The sequence below is a fragment of the Streptomyces sp. SX-6 genome (assembly GCF_059089585.1).
The window spans coordinates 109,218-132,977 of sequence record NZ_JBTHHU010000017.1 but is presented as its reverse complement, the minus strand read 5'-3'; the positions used below and the strand labels follow the sequence as shown (position 1 = coordinate 132,977).

Here is a 23,760-nt window from a genome sequence, read left to right as displayed (position 1 = left end):
CCGTACCCGCATGAACGCATCGCCCTCCACCGTCGTCCCGGCCGTCGGCGGTCTCCGCGCTCCCGGCCCGCAGGCGCGGTCCGTACCGGCGCAGGCGCCCGGCAGGGACGCCCGCCGCGCCGAGCCGCCCGGCTCGTACGGTCCCGGCGACCTCCTGGACCACCCCGACCCGCGGGCCGCCGCGGACGCCAACGCGGCGGAGTCGCTGCTGCGTTGCTGGGTGCGCGAGCACGGCATCGCCCGCCCCGGCGGGGGGTGCCTGCAACTGCCGCTCGCCGCAAGCGGAATCGTTCTGCACGCTCCCGTGCACTACTGGTCCGCCACCGGCTGGCACCGGTTCGGGCCCCCGGCGCTCATGGACGGGCCTGCCGAGGCTCCCGCCCTCGACGCCGTCACGCTCGCCGCGCTCCTTGCGCGGGAGGCGGCGCTTCTCGCGCGGGAAGCGGCGAGCGGAGCGGGCATTCCCGCCTGGCACGGTGCCGAACTCGTGGGCAGGGTCGCCGATTCGGTGCGCCGTACTGCCGCGTTCCTCGCTGACCGGCGCGTCCGTCCGGCCGACCCGGGTACGGAAAATCTCTTCCTCCACGGTGAGCAGTCCCTGCTCTTCGGCCATCCGTTCCACCCTGCCCCCAACAGTCGCGAGGGCCTCTCCGAGCACGAAGTGCGCTCCTGTTCACCGGAGTTGCGCGGTTCCTTCCCGCTGCACTGGGTGGCCGTCCACCGGTCCGTCCTGGCCACCGACTCGGCCTGGACCGAGCGCGGCCGCGCCGTCGACGCGCCCGCTCTCGCCGTCCGGCTGGCCGGGCCCGGTCTCCCGCTGCCCGCTGACACCGTCCCCGTGCCGCTGCACCCCTGGCAGGCGCAGGGCCTCCGGCACTGCCCCGTCACGGCCCGGCTCCTCGAGGCGGGACTGGTGCACGAGCTCGGCGCCCACGGTGAGCCGTGGCATCCGACGTCCGACCTGCGTACGGTCCACCGGCCCGGGGCGCCCGTGATGTTCACGCTCTCCCTCTCCCTTGCCGTCGCCGGTGGCGAGAACCCCCGTACGGAGCTGCGGCGCGGCGTCGAGGTGCACCGGCTGCTGCGCGGCGGGCTCGCCGAGCGGTGGCGCGCGGCCTGCCCCGGCGGCCTCGGGTTCGACATCGTCCGCGACCCGGCCTGGCTCGCGGTGGATGCCCCCGGGGGCACGCCGGTGCCCGGGCTCGGCGTGGCCTTCCGGCACAACCCGTTCGGCCCGGGCGACGACGCCGTCTGCATCGCCGGGCTGGTCACGCCCCGTCCCTGGCCGGGGCGCGCGGCCCCCGCCGGGCACCCGGCCGTGTGCTCCCGGCTCGCTGCCATCGTCGCCCGGCTCGCGCACCGCACCGGCCGGCCCGCCGGGGCGGTCTCCGCCGAGTGGTTCCTGCGCTACCTGGAGGCGGTCGTCCGGCCCTTGCTCTGGCTCGACGGCACGGCGGGTATCGCCGTGGAGGCGGGCCGGCAGAACACCCTGGTGCTGCTCGACCGCGACGGCTGGCCGGTCGGCGGTCGTTACCGGGACGGCCGGGGGATCCTCTTCCGCGAGTCGCACCGGCCCGTGCTCGGCGAACTCCTGCCCGGCATCGGCGAGGAGAGCGAGGCATTCGTCCTCGACGAGACGGCCGACGAGCGGTTCGCCTGCCACCTCGGCGTCGACAACCTCCTCGGCCTGATCGGTGCCTTCGGCGCACAACGCCTCGCCGACGAACGGATCCTGCTCGCCGCCCTGCGCCGCTTCCTCACGGAGGCTGCCGGGCCGGGCAGTCGCTCGTCACTGCCGGCCCGTCTGCTCGAAGCGTCGGCGCTGCGCTGCACGGCGGAGCTGCTGACGGCGCTGAGGGGCACGCCCGCCCCTCACGTCACCATGGCCAACCCTGTTGCCGCGTCGGCCGGATGAGCCCGGATGAACAGCGAGCCCGGATGAACAGCGAGAGAGACACCGAAGAGACCCTCGAGCTACGGCTCGCCGAGGAGCCCGTCACGTTCGTCCCGGACGTACCGGCCGCCCACCGCACCGCCGACCTCCTCGACGGCCTGGCCGACTGGGGTCCCGTCGCCACCGACGCGGGGCCCTTCCACCTCGTGCCCGTCCGCATCGAGCGGGACGTACGGCTCATCGCCCGGTGGATGAACGATCCTGCCGTGGCGGCGCTGTGGGGACTGGCCGGGCCGGAGGCGGTCACCGCGAACCACCTGCGCGGCCGGCTCCACACCGACGGGCGCAGCGTGCCCTGCCTCGGCGTGCTCGCCGGCACCCCCATGAGCTACTGGGAGGTCTACCGGGCCGACCTCGATCCACTGGCCCGCCACTATCCGGCCCGTCCGCACGACACCGGGATCCGTCTCCTCATCGGCGAGGTCGCCGACCGGGGGCACGGCATCGGCACCTGCCTGCTGCGCGCGGTCGCGGATCTCGTCCTGGATCACCGGCCGTCGTGCGGCCGTGTGATCGCGGAACCCGATCTGCACAACATCCCCTATGTCGCGGCGCTCCTCGGCGCCGGCTTCCGGCTGACGGGCGAGGTCGAACTGCCCCGTAAACGCGCGGCGATGATGATGCGCGACCGGATGCTGCGGAGCGTTCTGTAACGCGGAGGTGCCGGAGTCGGCACACGATGTCGGTGCCGCCCCTTAGGCTGGCAGGGCTATGACTGCCACCTCCTCCCAGCCCTCGCTCACCGATCTTCTGCACGCCGCCGTGGCCGCGGTCGGGGGCACCGAACGCCCCGGCCAGGTCACCATGGCCGAGGCCGTCGCCGAAGCGATCGACAGCAATACCCACCTGCTGGTGCAGGCGGGCACCGGCACGGGCAAGTCCCTCGGCTATCTCGTGCCGGCGCTTGCCCACGGCGAGAGGGTGGTGGTCGCGACGGCGACGCTCGCGCTCCAGCGCCAGCTCGTGGAACGCGATCTTCCGCGCACGGTGAACGCCCTGCATCCGCAGCTGCGCCGCCGCCCGGAGTTCGCGATGCTCAAGGGCAGGTCGAACTATCTGTGCCTGCACCGGCTGCACGAAGGCGTCCCGCAGGAAGAAGAGGAGGGCCTCTTCGACGCGGTCGAGTCGGCGGCCCCGACCAGCAAGCTCGGCAAGGACCTCCTGCGCCTGCGCGACTGGGCCGACGAGACCGAGACCGGCGACCGCGACGACCTCACCCCCGGAGTCTCCGACCGCGCCTGGTCACAGGTCTCCGTCACCTCGCGCGAGTGTCTCTCCGCGTCGAAGTGCGCGTACGGCGCGGAGTGCTTCGCGGAGGCGGCACGGGAGCGGGCCAAGCTGGCCGACGTCGTGGTGACCAACCACGCGCTGCTGGCCATCGATGCCATTGAAGGTGCGCCGGTCCTGCCCGGTCACGAGGTGTTGATCGTCGACGAGGCCCATGAGCTGGTCTCGCGGGTCACCGGCGTGGCCACCGGTGAGCTGACTCCCGGCCAGGTCAACCGTGCCGTGCGCCGGGCGGCCAAGCTCGTCGACGAGAAGGCGGCCGACGCGCTGCAGACGGCGTCCGAGAGCTTCGAGCGGCTGATGGAGCTGGCTCTCCCGGGCCGGCTGGAGGAGATCCCCGAGGATCTGGCGCACGTCCTGATGATGCTGCGGGATGCCTCCCGGACGGTGATCTCCGCGATCGGGAACACCCGCGACAAGTCGGTGCAGGACGAGGACGCCGTCCGCAAGCAGGCCCTGGCCTCCGTCGAGAACATCCACGCCGTCGCCGAGCGCATCGTCGAGGGCTCGGAGTACGACGTCGTGTGGTTCGAGCGTCACGATCGCTTCGGAGCGTCGCTGCGCGTCGCACCGCTCTCGGTCTCCGGGCTGCTGCGCGAGAAGCTGTTCAGCGAGCGTTCCGTGGTCCTCACCTCGGCCACGCTCAAGCTCGGCGGCGACTTCAACGGCGTCGGCGCCTCCCTGGGCCTCGCCCCCGAGGGCGTCGAGGGGGAGGACCTCCCGGAGTGGAAGGGCGTGGACGTCGGCTCCCCCTTCGACTACCGCAAGCAGGGCATCCTCTACGTCGCCAAGCACCTGTCCCAGCCCGGCCGCGAGGGCAGCCGGGCCGACATGCTCGACGAGCTGGCCGAGCTGATCGAGGCCGCCGGGGGGCGCACGCTCGGCCTGTTCTCCTCGATGCGGGCCGCGCAGGCCGCCGCGGAGGAGCTGCGCGGACGGCTCGACATGCCGATCCTGCTGCAGGGCGAGGAGACCCTGGGCGAACTGATCAAGACGTTCGCCGGCGACGAGGCCACCTGTCTGTTCGGCACCCTGTCGCTCTGGCAGGGGGTCGACGTGCCCGGGACGAGCTGCCAGCTCGTCGTGATGGACCGGGTGCCCTTCCCCCGCCCGGACGATCCGCTGATGAGCGCCCGGCAGCGGGCGGTGGAGCAGGCGGGCGGCAATGGCTTCATGGCCGTCGCGGCGACGCACGCGGCCCTGCTGATGGCCCAGGGTGCCGGCCGGCTCGTCCGTGCCTCGGGCGATCGCGGCGTGGTGGCCGTGCTCGACCCGCGGCTGGCGACGGCCCGCTACGGCTCCTTCCTGCGGGCCTCTCTGCCGGACTTCTGGTACACGACGGACCGCAACCAGGTGCGCCGCTCGCTGGCGGCCATCGACGCCGCGGCTCGGGAGAAGTAGCGGAGGCTCAGGAGGAAGCGGAGGCGAGAGGGGCGGCCGCGAATGCAGCGGGGCCCCGGAACCGGCGCAGTGGCTCCGGGGCCCGGTCTCGGTGTGCTCTCACACCCGCCGCAGTACGGCCACGACCTTGCCGAGGATGGTGGCCTCGTCGCCGGGAATCGGCTGGTAGGCGGCATTGTGCGGCAGCAGCCACACATGGCCGTCCTCGCGCCGGAAGCGCTTGACCGTCGCCTCGCCGTCGAGCATCGCCGCCACGATATCGCCGTTCTCCGCGACGGGCTGGCGGCGCACCGTCACCCAGTCCCCGTCACAGATCGCGGCCTCGATCATGGAGTCGCCGACGACCTTCAGCACGAAGAGCTCGCCGTCACCCACCAGTTGGCGGGGCAGCGGGAAGACATCCTCGACCGACTCCTCCGCGAGGATCGGGCCACCGGCGGCGATCCGGCCGACGAGGGGGACGTAGGAAGCGGCCGGTTTGCCGGTGGTGTCGGTCGGCTGTGTGCTGGGCTGATCGGAGCCCCGTACTTCATAGGCGCGGGGGCGGTGGGGGTCCCGGCGCAGGAAACCCTTGCGCTCCAGGGCCATCAGCTGGTGGGCCACGGAAGAGGTGCTGGAGAGGCCCACGGCCTGGCCGATCTCGCGCATGGAGGGCGGGTACCCACGGCGCTGGACGGAGTCCCGGATGACCTCGATGACGCGTCGCTGCCGGTCGGTGAGGCCCGAGCTGTCCGCACGGATCCCTGGTGGCCGCCCTGGGAGCGAGCGGGCCGGCTTGGGCCCCTCGGCGCTCATGGCTGTGTCATTCATCGGGTGTGCCTGGTCGAGTCGGTTCTGGGAGCGGTCCTGGGCGGTGATGGTGGCGCTGTTTGCGGTGGTGGTCACGTCGGCCCCTCTCGAGATGTTCTCCCTAGCTGGACAACGGTAGTTGCTTTCGAAAGGTTGCGCCAAACACACGTTCGAGTGAAATATCGGTGATTGGCTGACGTGATCAGGTCTGGGGGTGTACGGGCGAAGATCATTTCGCCTCATTACGGTACTGTTCGGGTGCGCCGCGTTCCTGGTGTGCTCCCGGTTCCACCGGGGCGTCCAGGCCTCGCCGCTCACGCGGGGTGACCGGCCGCGGGCGAGGCCTTCGGGCCTTCCCCGACCCCTTGCCAGGCCTCGGCGCCGCACCGCTCCGCCGGCCGGACCGGGCGCCGTCGCGCCCTGCGTCCAGTGTGTCACCCACGCCCTTGTGGCGGGGGCGCGTGCCCGCTCGCGTACGCTCTTGTCGCGCCGCCGACAGGCGACACGCGTTGGGCGTGTTCGCCCACCGGGCACCAGATCTAGTGCTTTGATGGCGGCGGCCGCCCACAAGTTGTGGTCGACGGCGGGTCCTGGTCATCTCCAGTCGTGGCCATCGCCTATGCTTGGGGCTGCTTCGCGGGGCCGTTGACGGGCCTGTCGAGGCCACGCATGTACAGAGTTGTTCGAGGTTTCTCGAGGGTGAAGGAGGGTGGAGAGCCATGCACTGCCCCTTCTGCAGGCACCCCGACAGCCGTGTGGTCGACAGCCGGACCACCGACGACGGTTGCTCGATCCGCAGGCGTCGCCAGTGCCCCGACTGCTCCCGCCGGTTCACGACGGTGGAAACCGCGTCACTCATGGTGATCAAGCGCAGCGGGGTCACTGAGCCCTTCAGCCGCAACAAGGTCATCTCCGGGGTGCGCAAGGCGTGCCAGGGACGGCCCGTCACCGAGGACGCCCTGGCCCAGCTCGGCCAGCGGGTCGAGGAGGCGGTGCGCGCCACGGGCAGCGCCGAGCTCTCCACGCACGACGTCGGCCTCGCCATACTCGGTCCGCTCAAGGACCTCGACCTGGTCGCGTATCTGCGTTTCGCGTCCGTGTACCAGGCGTTCGACTCGCTCGAGGACTTCGAGGCCGCCGTCGCGGAGCTGCGGCGCAGCGTCCCCGGCGGCCGGGGTTCCGATGACCGCGGCGGCTCCGCGGACGGCTGCGACGGGGACGTCGAGGTTCCCGCGCCCGCCGCGGCTGCCGACTGAGCGGCGACATACAGACCTGCCCGGCGCGCTTCGCGTGTCCGGGTGACAGACACATCGCGCCACGGAAGAAATGGGCGCACAAGGGCGTTTTGCCCGGTAGAGGGAGGCGGCATGACAGAGACGACGAGCGGCCCGGCACGAGGTTCCCGCTCCAAGGGGAACAAGGGCGGCAAGGGTCTGCGCATCGAACGCATCCACACCACTCCGGGCGTGCACCCGTACGACGAGGTGGTGTGGGAGCGTCGTGACGTCGTCATGACCAACTGGCGTGACGGCTCGATCAACTTCGAGCAGCGTGGCGTCGAGTTCCCCGAGTTCTGGTCGGTGAACGCGGTCAACATTGTCACGAGCAAGTACTTCCGGGGTGCCGTCGGTTCGCCCGAGCGCGAGTCGGGCCTCAAGCAGCTGATCGACCGCGTGGTGCGCACCTACCGCAAGGCCGGTGAGGAGCACGGGTACTTCGCCACTCCGGCGGACGCCGAGATCTTCGAGCACGAGCTGGCGTACGCGCTGCTGCACCAGGTCTTCAGCTTCAACTCGCCGGTGTGGTTCAACGTCGGCACCGCCCAGCCGCAGCAGGTGTCCGCCTGCTTCATCCTCTCCGTCGACGACTCCATGGAGTCGATCCTCGACTGGTACAAGGAAGAGGGGATGATCTTCAAGGGCGGTTCCGGCGCCGGCCTGAACCTCTCCCGCATCCGCTCCTCCAAGGAGCTGCTCTCCTCCGGCGGCAACGCCTCCGGCCCGGTCTCCTTCATGCGCGGTGCCGACGCCTCCGCCGGGACGATCAAGTCCGGCGGTGCCACCCGGCGCGCGGCGAAGATGGTCGTCCTCGACGTCGACCACCCGGACGTCGAGGCCTTCATCGACACCAAGGTGAAGGAAGAGGAGAAGGTGCGCGCCCTGCGCGACGCCGGCTTCGACATGGACCTGGGCGGCGATGACATCACCTCCGTCCAGTACCAGAACGCCAACAACTCGGTCCGTGTGAACGACGAGTTCATGAAGGCCGTCGAGACCGGCTCGAAGTTCGGCCTGCGCGCCCGCCTGACCGGCGAGGTCATCGAGGAGATCGACGCCAAGTCCCTCTTCCGCAAGATGGCCGAGGCCGCCTGGGCCTGTGCCGACCCCGGCATCCAGTACGACGACACCATCAACCACTGGCACACCTCGCCGGAGACGGGCCGGATCACCGCGTCCAACCCGTGCAGCGAGTACATGCACCTGGACAACTCCTCGTGCAACCTCGCCTCGCTGAACCTGATGAAGTTCCTGCGCGACGACGAGCAGGGCAACCAGTCGTTCGACGCCGAGCGCTTCGCCAAGGTCGTCGAGCTGGTCATCACCGCGATGGACATCTCCATCTGCTTCGCGGACTTCCCGACGCAGAAGATCGGCGAGACCACCCGCGCCTTCCGCCAGCTGGGCATCGGCTACGCCAACCTCGGCGCCCTGCTGATGGCCACCGGCCACGCCTACGACAGCGACGGCGGCCGTGCGCTCGCCGGTGCCATCACCTCGCTGATGACCGGCACGTCCTACCGCCGCTCCGCCGAGCTGGCCGCGGTCGTCGGTCCGTACGACGGCTACGCCCGCAACGCCGAGGCCCACCAGCGCGTCATGAAGCAGCACTCGGACGCCAACGCCTCCGCCGTGCGCATGGACGACCTGGACACCCCGGTGTGGGCCGCGGCGACCGAGGCATGGCAGGACGTCCTCCGCCTCGGCGAGAAGAACGGCTTCCGCAACGCCCAGGCCTCCGTGCTGGCCCCCACGGGCACCATCGGCCTGATGATGGACTGCGACACCACGGGCGTCGAGCCGGACCTGGCGCTGGTCAAGTTCAAGAAGCTCGTCGGCGGCGGCTCGATGCAGATCGTGAACAACACGGTCCCGAAGGCGCTCAAGCGCCTGGGCTACCAGCCCGAGCAGGTCGAGGCGATCGTCGCCCACATCGCCGAGTACGGCAACGTCATCGACGCCCCGGGTCTGAAGCCCCGGCACTACGAGGTCTTCGACTGCGCCATGGGCGAGCGGGCGATCTCGGCCATGGGCCACGTGCGCATGATGGCCGCGGCCCAGCCGTTCCTCTCCGGCGCCATCTCCAAGACCGTGAACCTGCCGGAGTCGGCCACGGTCGAGGAGGTCGAGGAGGTCTACTTCGAGGGTTGGAAGATGGGCCTGAAGGCCCTCGCGATCTACCGCGACAACTGCAAGGTCGGCCAGCCGCTCTCCGCCAAGAAGAAGGAAGAGGAGAAGAAGGCCGTCGAGGCCCCGGCTCCCGCCGCGGAGAAGGTCGTCGAGTACCGCCCGGTCCGCAAGCGTCTGCCCAAGGGCCGTCCGGGCATCACCACCTCCTTCACGGTGGGCGGTGCCGAGGGCTACATGACCGCCAACTCCTACCCGGACGACGGTCTCGGCGAGGTCTTCCTCAAGATGTCCAAGCAGGGTTCGACCCTCGCGGGCATGATGGACGCCTTCTCGATCGCTGTCTCGGTCGGCCTGCAGTACGGCGTGCCGCTGGAGACCTACGTCTCGAAGTTCACGAACATGCGCTTCGAGCCGGCCGGCATGACGGACGACCCGGACGTGCGGATGGCGCAGTCGATCGTCGACTACATCTTCCGTCGCCTGGCGCTGGACTTCCTGCCCTTCGAGACGCGCTCCGCGCTGGGCATCCACTCCGCCGAGGAGCGCCAGCGCCACCTCGACACCGGTTCGTACGAGCCGGCTGACGAGGAGGTCGACGTCGAGGGCCTCGCCCAGTCCGCCCCGCGGCAGCTCGAGTCCCCGAAGTCCGAGGCCCCGGCCCGGCCCGCGGCGGCCTCGGCGCCGAAGCAGGTCCACAACTCCACCGAGCTGGTGGAGATGCAGCTCGGCCTGAACGCGGACGCGCCGCTGTGCTTCTCCTGCGGCACGAAGATGCGCCGTGCGGGCAGCTGCTACCTGTGCGAGGGCTGCGGTTCGACGAGCGGCTGCAGCTGACAACCGGCAGTTGACCAGTAGCTGACGAAGGGGACCGGCTCCGGCCGGTCCCCTTCGTCGTTCCATTCCTCCGCTCTTTTCAGCGGAGAATCGGCGGAGAACACGCCCTTTTCGATGGAGAGCACGCGCCCCGGCGCACTCCTCGGGACCGTGATGCGCGCCACGTTCATGGCCGTACGATGGCCCGGTGCTGGTCAAGTGGATTCGCTGCACCGTGATCGACCGCCGTGGTTTCGAGCGGGGACAGCGGAAGTGGGCGGGGTTGCTGGGTGAGCCGGGGTTCCGGGGACAGGGAGGCGGCTGGAGCCGGGGGCGCCCTGGTGTGGCGCACCTTTTCAACTTCTGGGAGAGCCGGGCGTTCTACGACTCCTTCATGGCGCGGTCGCACGACAGGCTGGCGGCTGCCCAGGCCGGTACGTACAAGGACGCCCAAGTGCGGCTGTTCGAGCACCGATTCGATGTGAAGGTGGGGTTCCGGCCGCAGTTCACGGACGCGGATGTCGTGCGGATCGCCCACTGCCGGGTGCGGGAGGAGAGAGTCGATCACTTCACGCTGATGCAGGAGAAGGTGTGGAACCCCGCGATGGCCGGCTCTCCGGGGATGCTGCGCGGGGTGTTCGGCGAGGCGCCCGGCCCGGAGTTCCTGGTGCTGTCGATGTGGGACTCCGAGGCCGAGCACGGGAAGTACCGGGCGGACCGGGTGGAGCGGCTGGCGCTGCGGGCGCAGACCGAGGCGGACGTCGCGGCGATCGCGGGCGACGTCGTGCAGATAGAGCCCTCCTGGACCGTGTGAAGCCTCAGCTGTCCCCTTCTTCCGCTTCTTCCGCCGCGGTTGCCGCAGGGGCGAGGTGGACGCCCGCGGCAACCGCGGCGAGGGTGGCGTCGGCGGCCTGGTCGGCGAGCGCCGCATCGATGGGCTCGCGGGTGACGAACAGCCGGAAGAACAGCGGTGCGGCGACGGCTCGTCCGACGGCGCCGTGGTCCGTACCGGCCGGGGCCTCGCCGCGTTCGACGGCGCGGGCGATCACCGGTGCGCAGCGTTCGAAGCGCTCGGCGTAGAAGCCCCGGAGTGCGTCGGCGGCCCGGTCGGACTGGAACGCGGCGGCGACGAAGGCGGTGGGGGCCGCCGCGGCCTCCGGATCCGTGAAGGAGTCCACGACCTCGTGGGCGAGAGCCCGCAGATCGCCGTGGAGGGACCCCGTGTCTGGCGGCGTCCAGCTGTCCTCGCCCGCGAGCTCGAGGGCTTCGGCGATCAGCCCTTCCACGCCGCCCCAGCGCCGGTAGAGCGTGGTCTTGTGGACGCCGGAGTGCTCGGCGACATAGTCGACGGTGAGCCCGGGGTAGCCGTGCTCGACGAGCCCGGCGAGCACGGCGTCGCGCACGGCGGCGCGGGTGCGGGCGGTGCGCCCGCCGGGGCGGACCGTGCCCGGGGTGCGGGGGGCGGAGGTGTCCGGCTCCGAAGACAATTGCAACTCCGGTTGTGTTAGTCGTCGAGGTGTGTCATGCTGAGCGTAACGCAACGTGAGTCGCGTTTGACATCGGTGTTGCGGAGTGGTCGCCAGGGCCGTCCGTGGATGAGTCGGTCGGCTGTCCACGCCCTGCGCAGTGTGAGGCAGGTGAGCCGTGTTCGATTTAGGGTGGCGTCATGGTGAGGCCCCGGCGCATAGTCCTCCTCCGGCACGGAGAGTCGGTGGGCAATGTCGACGACGCGGTCTACGAGCGGGAACCCGACCACGCGCTGAGCCTGACTCCCAAGGGGCGCAAGCAGGCCCAGGAAGCGGGCGTGCGCCTGCGCGAGCTCTTCGGGGACGAAGCGGTCTCCGCGTATGTCTCCCCCTACCGCCGCACCCACCAGACCTTTATGGGGCTGGGGCTCGATCCGCGCCGGGTCCGGGTCCGAGAGGAGCCGCGCCTGAGGGAACAGGACTGGGGCAACTGGCAGGACCGCGAGGACGTGCGCCGGCAGAAGGCGTACCGGGATGCCTACGGGCACTTCTTCTACCGCTTCGCCCAGGGCGAGTCGGGCGCCGATGTGTACGACCGGGTCGGGGCCTTCCTGGAGAGTCTGTGGCGCAGCTTCGAGGATCCGGGGCATCCGCCGAACGTCCTGCTCGTCACGCACGGGTTGACCATGAGGCTGTTCTGCATGCGGTGGCTGCACTGGACCGTGGCGGAGTTCGAGTGCCTGTCGAATCCGGGCAACGGGGAGACCCGCGCGCTGCTGCTCGGGTCCGACGGGCGATACCATCTCGACCGCCCGTTCGAACGCTGGTGCACCCCCGAATCGTACGGCTTCACCGGCTAGAGTCGCTGCGATGACCGCTGACCGATTCCACCGAGCTCTGGCAAGTCTGCGCGGGCTGGCCGTGGGCGATGCCCTGGGCTCCCAGTTCTTCGTCCCCGCCAACCGCCCCTCTCTCAAGCGCAAGGAAGTCCCGCCGGGACCGTGGGGCTGGACCGACGACACCGAGATGGCCTGCTCCGTGGTCGCGGTCCTCGCCGGGCACGGCCGGATCGACCAGGACGCGCTCGCCCGGTCCTTCGCCGAGCACCACGACTTCGACCGGGGCTACGGACCGGCGGTCAACCGGATGCTGCGGCTGGTCCGGGAGGGCGGTGACTGGCGCGAGCTGGCGGCCTCGCTGTTCAAGGGGCAGGGTTCCTGGGGCAACGGCGCGGCCATGCGCATCGCCCCCCTCGGCGCCTGGTACGGGGACGATCCCGAGCAGGCCACGCACCAGGCCGAGATCTCGGCCTACACCACGCACCAGCACCGCGAGGCGGTGGCCGGGGCGATGGCGGTGGCCGCGGCGGCGGCGATCGCCTCCGGCGCGGCGGCGGGTCCGGCCACCCCGGAGGCTCTGCTGGACGGGGTGATCGCCCTCGTCCCGCGCAGTGCCGTGGGCGCGGGGCTGCGGCGGGCCCGCGACATGCTCGACTACGCGGACGTGACCACCGTCGCGGCCGTTCTGGGCTGTGGCCGCCGGACGAGCGCGCACGACACCGTCCCGTTCGCGCTGTGGGCGGCGGCCCGTCATCTGGGCTCCTTCGAGGCGGCGTTCTGGACGACCGCACAGGCGGGCGGCGACGTCGACACCACTTGTGCCATTGCCGGGGGAGTGGTGGCGGCGGCCGGCCGGGGCGCACCCCCGGCCGACTGGCTGCGATCCACCGAGGCGCTCCCGGGCTGGCTGCCTGGCGCCCCGCACTGAGCCGCCCCGCGAGGAGGGGGCCCGGAGCCGCACGGCCTGCCGCAGGGGCGTAACCTTGCTGGCGCCATGCCCTACGAACCGCCTACCCACCGCGTCGAACGTTCGCTCCGCGCGACGACCGGAGCCAAGGTCGTCGCCGGTGTCGACGAAGTCGGCCGTGGTGCCTGGGCCGGCCCGGTCACCGTATGCGCGGCCGTCACCGGGCTGCGGCGTCCTCCCGCAGGGCTCACCGACTCCAAGCTGCTGAGCCCCAAGCGTCGCCGGACGCTCGCCGGGGAGCTGGAGTCGTGGGTCACCGCCTACGCCCTCGGGCACTCCTCGCCCGAGGAGATCGACGAGCTGGGCATGACGGCAGCACTGCGGCTGGCGGCGTCCCGGGCCCTGGACGGGCTGCCGGTGCGCCCCGACGCGGTCATCCTCGACGGCAAGCACGACTACCTCGGAGAGCCCTGGCGGGTCCGAACGGTCGTCAAGGGTGACCAGTCCTGCATCGCCGTCGCGGCGGCCTCCGTGATCGCCAAGGTCCGGCGGGACGCGATGATGGCCGAACTGGGCACCGGGCACACGGACTTCGGGTTCTGCGACAACGCCGGCTATCCGTCGCCGGTGCATCGCGAGGCCCTGGAGCGGCTCGGCCCGACGCCGCATCACCGGCTGTCCTGGGCCTATCTCGACGCGCTTCCCAAGTGGCAGCATTTGAAGCGGGTCCGAGTCGTTCCCGGGAGCCCCGATGATCCCGAAAGCCGTGGAAAGAGCGCCTTGGAGGCCAGTGGTCAGCTCGGCTTCGACTTCTGACCGTCCCAAAGCGCCACCCGCCGACGCGACTCGCACCGGCGTTTGATAGACATCAACTCATGCCTCTCTTCCCCGAGGAGCCTCAGATTCACGAGAGTGTCCCGGGTCCCCGCGCTGTGCCGGCCGCCGGCCGCAACGCGCCGACCCCCCGCCCTGTTCCTGGTCCCCGCCCTGCCCCGGTGCGGCCCGGCCCTCCGGGCCGACGCCCTGGCGCGGCCGCGGCTCCGACCGCTGCGGCCACCCCGCAGATCCAGCTGATCCCCGCCTCCGCGGAAGGCGCCCTGGACGCCGCGGACGAGGCCGTCGACCTGCTGCTCGACACCGGCCGGGCGCCGAGCGAGATCCTGGTCCTCACCACCGGTGCACTGCACCCGTGGGCAGCCCATGAACTGTCCTTCGGCGAGGCGTCGTACTGGGCGCAGCACGACGCCAAGGACGACGTCTTCCACGCGGCTGCCGACGCGGAGCGCGTCGTGGGCCGCCCGGTCGTGGTCGTCGCCGTCAACGGCGGCACCGACGCCGCGGTGGCCGGCACACTGCCTGCGGCTCTCGGCCGTGCCGGAGTGCTGCTCGTCGTGTGCGGTGACCCTCAGCGGGTCAACGCCCTGCTCTCCGCGGGCGTCTGACGTCTGTCCCGACGGCGGGCCGTCCCTTCGGACCGTGCCCGCCGGGGCAGTCGTCGCCGCGTCATCCGGCTGCCGGTCGGTGACAAGGCGCCGGCACCGCACCACCGGTGTACAGCGGCGTGCTCGCGGGCAAGGGTGAGCATGGCTGCCGCCCGCTCCGGCCTTCGCCGAGAATGTGCCAGCCGGCTGCCGTGAGCGTGATGTACGCGCCGCAGCGCAGTCCGTGCAGAAGGCAGGCGTCCCGCAGTCCCCACATCCAGGCGCCGTCCTCTTCCGTCCAATAGGCCTCGCCTGTACGGCAGTAGAGGAGCACTGCCGTGCGGACGGGAACGCGTCGCCGCAGATCGTGCGGTATCACGCGGCGCAGCTGGGCGAGGAGCGCGTTGCGGTGTGCCCAGCCGTCGACCGTTCTGCCGTCGTGCGTGAACGAGGCGCTGGCCGCCAGCCGTTCGTCCGGATCGAGGACGGCGACGACGGCCGTGGACGGTGTGGGCAGATGACGGACGTGCAGTCCGGTGACGACCTCGCGGGGGTTGCGCAGCAGCGGAATCCCGGCCGCTGCCCATTCGGCCGGTTCCAGCAGCCGGCCGAGTCGGGAACCGGAGCCGGCGGACGGAGGTGGAGCCAAGCCGGAGGCCATGATTCTCCCTTCGTCTGCGTGCCCACGGCCCGGGCGGAACGTCAGGCACCGGGCATGCCGCGACGGCGGCCCCGACGAGCCGTGAGCGGACGTGAACGGGGGCCGGTTCAATTGTCGTGGCCCCGACTACCCTCCGGCAACGATCAATTGACGCCAGTAACCGGCTTCAGGCGTTCCGGCGGATGCAACCGTCGTGTCGACGGCGTGAGCCGCCGCGTTCACGCCTGTGTGGCCAGGACGAGAGGGAACACCTCCGTCGCTCCGGCACGCCGCAGCAGCCTGGCGGCGACGGCGAGGGTCCAGCCGGTGTCGGCCAGGTCGTCGACGAGCAGCACCGGGCCGTTCGCCGCCGACACCGCTTCCGCGAGCTGCGGGGGCACGGTCAGCGCTCCGTCCAGCGCTTTCAGGCGCTGAGCGCTGTTGGTGCGCGGTATGCGGACGTCCGCTTCCGCGGTGCAGGCGACCGTGCCGAGCAGCGGCATACGCCCTACGACCGCGATGCGTTCACCGAGAGAGCGGATCAACTGGGGCCGTGTGCGGGAGGAGATGGTGACGACTCCCACCGGCCGTGCGGGCGCGTCCGGGGCTCCGGACGCCCAACCCCCGTGGCCCCGCGCCCAGTCGGCGAGAACGGTCACCACGGCGTCGGCGACATCGTCCGGAACGGGGCCGTCCGGTGCGTTGAGGGCGAGAAGCGGACGCAGCCGGTTGCCCCAGCCGATGTCCGAGAGCCGTCCGAGCGCGCGGCCGGGAGAGGCCTGTTCCTCCGCGGGAATGCGGCCCTTGAGCGCGACTCCGACCGCGGGCATGCCCGTCGGCCACATCCGGCGCGGCTCGAGATCCACTCCCGGACGGCCCAGTTCGCCCCGGGACGCGGCGAGAGTCGCCTCGGACACCGCGGCGGTGAACCGTGCCCCCGCGCAGTTGTCGCACCGACCGCAGGGCGCCGCCTGTTCGTCGTCCAACTGCCGTCGCAGGAACTCCATGCGGCACTCGGTCGTCGAGGCGTACTCCCGCATCGCCTGCTGTTCCGTCTCGCGCTGCCGGGCGACCCAGGCGTACCGCTGCGCGTCGTAGGACCAGGGCTGCCCGGTCGCCGTCCAGCCACCGCGCACGCGGTGGACCGCGCCGTCGACGTCGAGGACCTTGAGCATGATCTCCAGCCGGGAGCGGCGCAGTTCCACCTGCGGTTCCAGCGCGGGCAGGGAGAGGGGACGGTCGGCGGAGGCCAGGACGTCCAGCGTGCGGCGGACCTGCTCCTCCGGCGGGAAGGCCAGCGAGGCGAAGTACGTCCAGATCGCCTCGTCCTCACGGCCCGGCAGCAGCAGGACCTCCGCGTGGCGCACGCCGCGGCCGGCCCGGCCGACCTGCTGGTAGTAGGCGATCGGCGAGGAGGGCGAGCCCAGGTGGACGACGAAGCCCAGGTCCGGCTTGTCGAAGCCCATGCCGAGAGCGGAGGTGGCCACGAGAGCCTTCACCCTGTTCGCCAGCAGATCCTCCTCCGCCTGCTGCCGCTCGGCGTTCTCGGTCTTCCCGGTGTACGAGGCGACGGTGTGACCGCGGCCGCGCAGGAACGCGGTCACTTCCTCGGCGGCGGCGACGGTCAGGGTGTAGATGATGCCGGAGCCGGGCAGCTCCTCGAGGTGGTCGGCGAGCCAGGCCAGCCGGTGGGCGGCGTCCGGGAGCCGGAGGACGCCCAGGCTCAGGCTCTCCCGGTCGAGCGGCCCGCGCAGCACGAGCGCCTGCTCCGCCCCCTCGCCCGTGCCCAGTTGCTCGGCGACGTCGGCGGTGACCCGGGCGTTGGCGGTGGCGGTCGTCGCCAGCACGGGAACGCCCGGGGGCAGGTCGGCCAGCATGGTGCGCAGCCGCCGGTAGTCGGGCCGGAAGTCGTGGCCCCAGTCGGAGATGCAGTGCGCCTCGTCGACGACCAGCAGGCCCGTGGTGGCAGCCAGCTTGGGCAGCACATTGTCCCGGAAATCAGGTGAGTTGAGCCGCTCCGGCGACACGAGCAGGACGTCCACCTGACCGGCGGCGACCTCGTCCTGGACGGTGTCCCACTCCTCGGTGTTGGCGGAGTTGATCGTGCGCGCGTGGATGCCGGCCCGGGCCGCCGCGTCGACCTGGTTGCGCATCAGCGCCAGGAGCGGGGAGACGATCACCGTCGGCCCGCTGCCGCGCTCGCGCAGGAGCGCGGTCGCGACGAAGTACACGGCGGACTTGCCCCAGCCGGTGCGCTGCACGACCAGGGCCCGGCGGCGGTCGGCGACCAGGGCTTCGATGGCGCGCCACTGGTCCTCGCGCAGCCGGGCCGTACCAGTGGTGTCTCCGACGAGACGGGCCAGGACGGCGTCGGCCGAGGAGCGGAGGGCTTCGTTGCTCATGCCTCCATGCAACACGAGGCCACTGACAACGCGCGAACCCGGCCCGGACACAGGGCGCTGTCCACAGGATTAGTAGGACAATACGCGAGAGTTATCCACAGGCCTGGCGAATACGGGCGAACTCACGGGACCCTCGGGCCATGACGAACCACGAGGAATCAGCGCGCCCGTCCGTCCCGCCCGCCGCCTGGGACCCTCCGGCGGAAGGGAACGTCACGCTCCGCAGCCCGGCCGAACTGGCCGACGCGCTGCCCTACTTGCTGGGTTTCCATCCCGACGACAGCATCGTCATGATGGCGCTGCACGGGGCACGAGGCCGCTTCGGCGGCCGCCTCAGGGTCGGCATCCCTCCCGCCCGGGAGGGATGGCCCGACATCTGCGAGCAGCTCGCCGAGATGCTGGTCGCAGGCTGCAGCAGGCGCGGCGCCAGGCCCGACGGCGTCGTCCTGTTCCTGTGCCAGGACCCCGCGGAAGGGGAGACCGCCCATGCCGTGATGGAGCGGCTGCGCCCGCTCGCCCAGAGCCTCCGTCTCGCCTGCGGCGGGCTCGACGTGCCCGTCTTCGAGGCGCTGTGCATCTCCGACGGCCGCTTCTGGTCGTACTGCTGCTCCGACACCCGCTGCTGTCCACCCGAAGGCGTGCCCCTGGCCCTGCCCGGCACCTCGGTGATGGCCGCGGCAGCCGCCTACGCCGGCATCCAGGTCGCGGGCTCCCTGCGGCAGATGGAAGCCCGGCTGGCCCCGCTCACCGGCACCCCGGCCGACGAGCAGCGGCGGGCTCTCGACTCCGCGGCTGCCGAGCTCGTCCCGCGCATGCTCGGAGAGGACGTCGAGGCCGTGCGCCGGGAAACGCTGGACCTGGCACAACTGGTGCTGCGACGGCTCCGTGAGGCTCCGCCCGCCCCCGACAGGCAGGAGGCCGATGCGCGCGACGACAGTCTCGTCTCCGCCGACGAAGCTGCCGCGATCGTCCTCGGGCTGCAGGACCGCGTGACCCGGGATCACGCCGCGGAATGGATGGAAGGCCCGGACGCGACGGCGATCCAGCGCCTCTGGCGCGCGATCGCCCGGCGCTGTATCCCTCCGTACACGGAACACGCGGCTGCGCCCCTGGCCCTGGCCGGCTGGGTCTCCTGGTCGATCGGTGACCACGCGGAGGCCCGGGTCGCCCTCGGCCGCGCGCTGAGCGCCGATCCCGAGTACCTGTTCGCGCAGCTCCTGCACCACGCGTGCAACGAGGGACTGGACCCGGAACGGCTCCGGAGCCGCCTGCGCCGGGATCGAAGCGGCCGTGGAGGTCCGGGAGCGCCCCGGCCCGGCGGCCCGCACGGGCCCGCGGGCAAACCACGGGCACGGCGGCACGCCGGGCGGCGCGCGGTGCGTGACAAGCGGTGACGGCATGCCGTAAGGGCCACCGTGACCTCCGCGGGCCCGGCGGCGTTCACCTGAGTGGTCCCCTCAGCCGTCCCCCGTCCCGGTCCTGGCGCCCGCAGGGAGTGCAAACACGTGCATGACACCGTCCCCCATGCCCATTCCGCTCTCCGGGTGCCCGCGCAGCAGCGCACCGCCGCCGCGCGGCCCCCGGGGCCGGAGCCCGTGCACACCGCGCTGATCTGCGTCGCGCTCCCGGCGCTCGCGATCTCCGGTGAGCACGGGCAGCTCACCGGGCAGGGGCTCGACGGCTTCTACCGGAGCGGGAGGCGGCTGCTGGCGCGGTGCCGCGTGCGCGTCGCCGGCGCCGAGCCGGTTCCCGTGCAGGGCCGCCTGCTCCGGGCCGACCGCGCACGCTTCGTGGGCACGGTGCGCACTGCGGACGAAGGGCCGGACCCCGCCGTCGTCGTCGAGCGGCTGCGGGACGCCGAGGGCATCGAGCGGATCACCGTGCGCAGCTCGGCCGTCCGGGAACTGCGGCTGGGGGTGGAGGTGTCGCTGGGCACCGACCTTGCTGAGCTCGGCGCGGTGGCGGCGGGCCGGGGCGGCCCCGAGATCCCCGCCGACGTGCATGCCTCCGGCCTGCGCTGGGCGGCGCCCGGCATGCACAGCGTGGTCACGGCCGACCCGCCGCCCGGCGACATGCTGGCCTCCGCCGGGCTCCTGTGCTGGGAGATAGCCCTGCCGCCCGGCGGGAGCTGGAGCACGGAGCTCCGCGTCCGGCCCGAACTCCCCGGCAGGCCCAGCGTGCCGAAGAGCGCCGCATCCCGCGGCGGAGCGGGCGCACCGTGGGGCGACGCCCAGGCGGACGGCGACGACCCCCGAGCAGCCGCGCTGCTGGAGGCCAGCCTGGACGACCTCCAAGCCCTGCTCGTGCGCGACCAGGGCCACGCGACGGTCCACCTGGCCGCAGGGGTTCCCTGGCGCTGCGGCTCCCTCGCTCCGGCGGAGGCCCTGTGGGCGGCCCGTATGACACTGCCGCTGGGAGTCCGGCTGGCCGCCGGGACGCTGCGCGCCCTCGCCCGTACGCAGCTCCCGGGGCCGGGCCCGGACACCGGACGCATCCCGGGGGCGCTCCGGCACGCGGGTGCGCACCTGCCGCCCGGGTGTACGGGCATCGAGGCGACGCTGCTGTTCCCCGTAGTCCTCGCCGAAGCCCGGCGATGGGGCCTCCCCCCGCAGGAGGTGGAGTCGTTGCTGCCCGCTGCCGAGCGCTGTCTGCGGTGGCTGCGCTCGGCGGCAGGTGATGGCGTGTTCCTCGCGGATCCGGCGCCGGGCGGCCCGTACCGCTGTGAGGTCCAGGCACACGCCCACCGCGCGGCCCTGCTCGGCGCGGACCTCCTGGAGGCGTTCGGCCGCCCCGGAGCGGGGGAGTGGCGGGAGTGGGCGGCCGTTCTCCGCCGTCGCTTCCGCGAGGAGTTCTGGGCCGAGGACCGCACGGGCGGACGCCCCCTGACCGCCCGGACCCCTCAGGGCCGCCGGATACCGCACCTGGGCAGCACCGCCGCGCACCTGCTCGACACCGGCCTGCTCGGTACCGGGACGTATGCCCAGGGCCTGCTCGACAAGGTGCAGACCGAGCAGCTGGCCCGCCTGCTCGGCGGTCCCGCCTTCGACTCCGGGTGGGGTCTGCGCAGCCTCGGGTCGAAGGAGCCGGGGCACAATCCGTTCGGCCACCGCAGCGGAGCCGTGCGGGTGCACGAGACGGCCGTGGCCGTGGCAGGGCTGGCCGCGGCGGGCTACGAGAAGGAGGCCGCCGCGCTCCTGCGCGGGACGCTCGACGCCGCCGAGGCGTTCGGCCATCGGCTGCCGGAGATGTACGCGGGCGAACAGCGCAGCATCGGCAGTGCCCCGCTGTCGCACCCCGCCGCCTGTCGGCCGGCCGCCGTCGCGGCGGCGGGTGCGGTCCAGCTGCTGACCACGCTCGTCGGCGTCAGGCCCGACGTGCCGGCGGGGAGCGTGAGCGTCCGCCCGCTGCGTTCCGCGCCCCTGGGCGCCCTGCGGCTCACGGGGCTGCGCGTGGCCGAGCGGCCGTTCGCCGTGAGGATCAGCAGGCTCGGGCTGGGCATGGTCGAGGAAGCGGCCGACGGTTTGCAACTGGGGGTGTGAGCGGGATGCGTGCCAGACTGTCCGGCAGATCATCCGCCGCCGGGATCGGCGGTGGTCAAGCGCCTGATTATCGTCAGGCAGACGACTATGATCGCGACATGCCCTACGACCCGTCGGCTTTCCCGCCTTTTGCCGTCACCGTCGACCTGGTCGTGCTCACCGTGCGCCGCCACGCGCTGTGCGCGCTGGCGGTCCGCCGCGGTGAGTCGCCCTTCCAGGGGCGGTGGGCGCTGCCGGGCGGGTTCGTGCGTGCGGACGAGGACCTGGCGACCGCCGCGGCCCGGGAGCTCGCCGAGGAGACCGGGCTGCACGCCCACGAACCGGCCTGCCCGGTGCTCGCCAACGCCGCTCACCTCGAACAGCTCGCCACATACGGGGATCCGAAGCGCGATCCCCGCGGGCGGGTGGTGAGCGTCGCGCATCTCGCCCTCGCCCCGGACCTCCCGGCCCCGCGCGCCGGCGGTGACGCGCACAGCGTCCGCTGGGCCCCGGTGGACGACCTGCTGGGCCGCGGGACCTCCCACGAGGGCGAACAGGCCGCCCCGCTCGCCTTCGACCACGCCCGCATCCTGGCCGACGGCGTCGAACGGGCCCGCTCGAAGATCGAGTACTCCTCGCTCGCCACGGCCTTCTGCCCCCAGGAGTTCACCGTCGGCGAGCTGCGGCGGGTGTACGAGGCGGTGTGGGGCGTCGCCCTGGACCCGCGGAACTTCCACCGGAAGGTCACCGGCACCCCGGGCTTCCTGGTCCCCACCGGGGGGACCACGACCCGTCAGGGCGGCCGTCCCGCGCAGCTCTTCCGGGCGGGCGGGGCCACGCTGCTCAACCCGCCGATGCTGCGCCCCGAGGCGTAGGCGGGCTCTGCTCCGGCACAGGGCGTGACACGCCCTCCAGGGGCCCGCAATACATGGCAAATAGGACATATCGGTTTACGGTGCTGCGGTACGTCCGCCGTCCCCGTACGCCCGCCGACGCCCACGCGCAGGGCCGTCTCACGTCCCGCGAGAGAAGCCATGATCCAGGCCATCGGACTGACCAGCGCTCCCCGTCGCAACCAGCCCCTCGCCGTCGAAGACCTCACCTTCGAAGCCCGGCCCGGACGCGTCACCGTCCTGCTCGGAGAGCCCGGAGCGGGCAAGACCAGCGCCCTGCGTCTCATGCTGCGCCTCGCCCCCGGCCGGGGCGTCGCGCTCTTCCGCGGGCGCCCGCTCGACCGGGTCCCCCATCCCACCCGGGAGATCGGCATGCTCCTCGGCGACGTCCCCGGACACCCCGCCCGCACCGCCCGCAGCCACCTGCGGATGCTCGCCGCGGCCGCCGGGGTCCCCGCGGAGCGCGCGGACGAGGTGCTCGAGGTCGTCGGACTCAGCGGCCTCGCCGACCAGCGGCTCGGCGACTTCTCCCGCGGCATGGACCGCCGCCTCGGCCTCGCGGCGGCTCTCCTCGGCGACCCGCACACGCTCGTGCTGGACGACCCCGGCCATGATCTCTCGCCCCGCGAGACCGCCTGGCTCCACGGGATGCTGCGCGGCTACGCGGCCCACGGCGGCGCCGTCCTCGTCACCTCACGCTCTCCCGGCGAGGCCGCACGCATCGCGGACCAGGTCGTGACCATCGACCAGGGCCGTCTCGTCGCCGACCAGGAGGCCGCGGACTTCGCCCGCTCGCGCCTGCGGCCCCGTGTCGTCGTCCAGACGCCGCACGCGAGCCGCCTCGCCCATCTCCTCTCCGAGGACTCCGGTGCGGACGGCCCGTCGTCGGCCGGATCCCCCGTCGAAGTGGTGCGCGAGGACGGCACCCGGCTGTCCGTCTACGGCAGCAGCTGCGCCGTCGTGGGTGAGACCGCCTACCGGCACGGCATCCTCGTACACCGCCTGGCCGAGGAGACCGGGGACTCCGGCCCCGTACCGCCCTTGCAACGCGCCGACGGCCGCCGTGAGGCTGACGACCCCGGCACACCGCAGGCGCCGCGCGCCCAGACCCAGAGGCCCCTCCCCGGGCCGGGTCCCGCGTGGCCGCTGCGTTACGAGCTGCGCCGGGCCGCCGGTGTGCGCACCGCCTGGGTCGTCCTGGCCGCGACCCTCGTGGCCTCGCTGCTCGCCGCCGTGCTGCTCGCGCGCACCGGAGCGCCGGTGCCCGCGGTGCTCGCGGGCTGGCCCACGGTGCTGCCGCTGCCGCCGGCCGCCCTGGGCGCCGGGCTGTTCGGGGCGTTCGCCTTCGGTCACGAGTTCCGCTACCCCGCGCTGGTCCCGGACGGGGGTACCGTCCCGCGCCGCCTCGGCCTGCTCGGGGCCAAGCTCGTCGTCGCGGCCTGCGCGGCCCTGTTCTTCGTGCTGTCCTCCGTGGTGCTCGACGCGGCCGTGGCGTGGCTGCTCTTCGGCGGATCCGTCGTCGCGCCTCCGGCCGGCTGGGGGCTCACGCTCACGGGCTGGGTCGCCCTCTCCGGCGGCTGTGCCTGGGCCGGTCTGCTCGGTGCGGGGCTCTTCCGCTCGACCGTCCTGGGCCTGTTCGCGGTGCTGGCTGTGCCGGCGTTCGGGGCGCCCGTCGTGAGCGGCATCCTCGCCCGGCCCGCGGTGCGGTCCTTGACCGGACTGCCGGAGCGGCTGCGCTCCACCGGCCTGGTGCAGTGGCCGTCCGGGCTGGACCAGGGCGTCGCGGCCGGCCTGCGGATGATGTCCCAACCCGTCGGCTGGGCCCTGGTGTTGTCGCTCACAGGGCTCCTCGGCGCCTACGTCCTCACGGTGTTCCGTGGCCGGCCACGCTGAGCGCTGTGCTAATGCGGCCGTCGTGCCTCCCGGCCGGAGGGCGCCAACGCAGGGTGACCATCGATCCGTGCGGAGTCGGACGGATGCTCGTCAAGATCCGTGGATATGGGCCCGAGGGGAGGTCAAGGGC

18 protein-coding genes are annotated in these 23,760 nt (G+C 72.5%); 14 read left to right on the top strand and 4 right to left on the bottom strand.

The window, feature by feature from the left end; genetic code table 11:
- The first annotated feature begins 10 nt into the window (after positions 1 to 10).
- Genes ACV530_RS21485 through ACV530_RS21475 form a run of 3 tightly spaced genes read left to right on the top strand, consistent with a single transcriptional unit; the run spans position 11 to position 4,642 of the window.
- Positions 11 to 1,915 (top strand): IucA/IucC family protein, encoded by a 1,905-nt coding sequence (locus tag ACV530_RS21485; protein WP_494334197.1) that lies wholly within the window; start codon positions 11 to 13, stop codon positions 1,913 to 1,915.
- A gap of 23 nt (positions 1,916 to 1,938) precedes the next feature.
- On the top strand, positions 1,939 to 2,607 hold the full coding sequence (locus ACV530_RS21480; protein ID WP_494334196.1) for a GNAT family N-acetyltransferase: 669 nt from the start codon (positions 1,939 to 1,941) through the stop codon (positions 2,605 to 2,607).
- A gap of 58 nt (positions 2,608 to 2,665) precedes the next feature.
- Positions 2,666 to 4,642 carry an ATP-dependent DNA helicase gene (locus ACV530_RS21475; RefSeq protein WP_494334195.1) on the top strand — a complete coding sequence of 659 codons (1,977 nt, stop codon included), beginning with the start codon at positions 2,666 to 2,668 and terminating at the stop codon, positions 4,640 to 4,642.
- A gap of 99 nt (positions 4,643 to 4,741) precedes the next feature.
- Here the strand turns inward: ACV530_RS21475 and lexA are convergent, their stop codons facing one another.
- Positions 4,742 to 5,527, bottom strand: a complete 786-nt coding sequence (gene lexA, locus ACV530_RS21470; protein ID WP_494334194.1) for a transcriptional repressor LexA — start codon at positions 5,525 to 5,527, stop codon at positions 4,742 to 4,744.
- Between the two features lie 623 nt (positions 5,528 to 6,150).
- Here lexA and nrdR point away from each other — a divergent pair.
- The 3 genes from nrdR to ACV530_RS21455 all read left to right on the top strand — a co-directional run bounded on the left by nrdR (position 6,151) and on the right by ACV530_RS21455 (position 10,465).
- Entirely contained in the window at positions 6,151 to 6,687 is a 537-nt protein-coding gene (gene nrdR / locus ACV530_RS21465; RefSeq protein WP_494334193.1) for a transcriptional regulator NrdR, read from the top strand.
- A gap of 111 nt (positions 6,688 to 6,798) precedes the next feature.
- On the top strand, positions 6,799 to 9,672 hold the full coding sequence (locus ACV530_RS21460; RefSeq protein ID WP_494334192.1) for a vitamin B12-dependent ribonucleotide reductase: 2,874 nt from the start codon (positions 6,799 to 6,801) through the stop codon (positions 9,670 to 9,672).
- Between the two features lie 187 nt (positions 9,673 to 9,859).
- Positions 9,860 to 10,465, top strand: a complete 606-nt coding sequence (locus tag ACV530_RS21455) for a YdbC family protein (RefSeq protein WP_494334191.1) — start codon at positions 9,860 to 9,862, stop codon at positions 10,463 to 10,465.
- Positions 10,466 to 10,469: 4 nt separating this feature from the next.
- On the opposite strand, the gene ACV530_RS21450 is transcribed toward ACV530_RS21455, so the two are convergent.
- Positions 10,470 to 11,138, bottom strand: a complete 669-nt coding sequence (locus tag ACV530_RS21450) for a TetR/AcrR family transcriptional regulator (protein WP_494334190.1) — start codon at positions 11,136 to 11,138, stop codon at positions 10,470 to 10,472.
- A gap of 179 nt (positions 11,139 to 11,317) precedes the next feature.
- Between ACV530_RS21450 and ACV530_RS21445 the strand changes: the two genes are divergently transcribed.
- The 4 genes from ACV530_RS21445 to ACV530_RS21430 all read left to right on the top strand — a co-directional run bounded on the left by ACV530_RS21445 (position 11,318) and on the right by ACV530_RS21430 (position 14,305).
- Positions 11,318 to 11,977 (top strand): phosphoglycerate mutase family protein, encoded by a 660-nt coding sequence (locus ACV530_RS21445; RefSeq protein WP_494334189.1) that lies wholly within the window; start codon positions 11,318 to 11,320, stop codon positions 11,975 to 11,977.
- Between the two features lie 10 nt (positions 11,978 to 11,987).
- Complete coding sequence (locus ACV530_RS21440) at positions 11,988 to 12,884, top strand: ADP-ribosylglycohydrolase family protein (RefSeq protein WP_494334188.1); 897 nt, start codon at positions 11,988 to 11,990, stop codon at positions 12,882 to 12,884.
- A 66-nt stretch (positions 12,885 to 12,950) separates the two neighbouring features.
- Positions 12,951 to 13,679 (top strand): ribonuclease HII, encoded by a 729-nt coding sequence (rnhB, locus tag ACV530_RS21435; RefSeq protein WP_494334187.1) that lies wholly within the window; start codon positions 12,951 to 12,953, stop codon positions 13,677 to 13,679.
- A 59-nt stretch (positions 13,680 to 13,738) separates the two neighbouring features.
- Positions 13,739 to 14,305, top strand: coding sequence for a hypothetical protein (locus tag ACV530_RS21430; protein WP_494334186.1), 567 nt, complete (start codon positions 13,739 to 13,741; stop codon positions 14,303 to 14,305).
- Positions 14,306 to 14,366: 61 nt separating this feature from the next.
- On the opposite strand, the gene ACV530_RS21425 is transcribed toward ACV530_RS21430, so the two are convergent.
- Both ACV530_RS21425 and ACV530_RS21420 read right to left on the bottom strand, forming a co-directional pair.
- Positions 14,367 to 14,945, bottom strand: a complete 579-nt coding sequence (locus ACV530_RS21425) for a hypothetical protein (protein WP_494334185.1) — start codon at positions 14,943 to 14,945, stop codon at positions 14,367 to 14,369.
- A gap of 218 nt (positions 14,946 to 15,163) precedes the next feature.
- Positions 15,164 to 17,326 carry a RecQ family ATP-dependent DNA helicase gene (locus tag ACV530_RS21420; RefSeq protein ID WP_494334184.1) on the bottom strand — a complete coding sequence of 721 codons (2,163 nt, stop codon included), beginning with the start codon at positions 17,324 to 17,326 and terminating at the stop codon, positions 15,164 to 15,166.
- A gap of 140 nt (positions 17,327 to 17,466) precedes the next feature.
- On the opposite strand from ACV530_RS21420, the gene ACV530_RS21415 reads away from it, so the two are divergent.
- The 4 genes from ACV530_RS21415 to ACV530_RS21400 all read left to right on the top strand — a co-directional run bounded on the left by ACV530_RS21415 (position 17,467) and on the right by ACV530_RS21400 (position 23,630).
- Positions 17,467 to 18,720, top strand: coding sequence for a DUF4192 domain-containing protein (locus ACV530_RS21415; protein ID WP_494334183.1), 1,254 nt, complete (start codon positions 17,467 to 17,469; stop codon positions 18,718 to 18,720).
- Positions 18,721 to 18,870: 150 nt separating this feature from the next.
- Positions 18,871 to 20,865: a glycogen debranching N-terminal domain-containing protein gene (locus ACV530_RS21410; RefSeq protein WP_494334214.1), complete on the top strand. Its 1,995-nt coding sequence runs from the start codon at positions 18,871 to 18,873 to the stop codon at positions 20,863 to 20,865.
- Between the two features lie 98 nt (positions 20,866 to 20,963).
- Complete coding sequence (locus ACV530_RS21405; RefSeq protein WP_494334182.1) at positions 20,964 to 21,719, top strand: NUDIX hydrolase; 756 nt, start codon at positions 20,964 to 20,966, stop codon at positions 21,717 to 21,719.
- A gap of 159 nt (positions 21,720 to 21,878) precedes the next feature.
- Entirely contained in the window at positions 21,879 to 23,630 is a 1,752-nt protein-coding gene (locus ACV530_RS21400) for an ABC transporter ATP-binding protein (RefSeq protein WP_494334181.1), read from the top strand.
- Positions 23,631 to 23,760 lie beyond the last annotated feature (130 nt).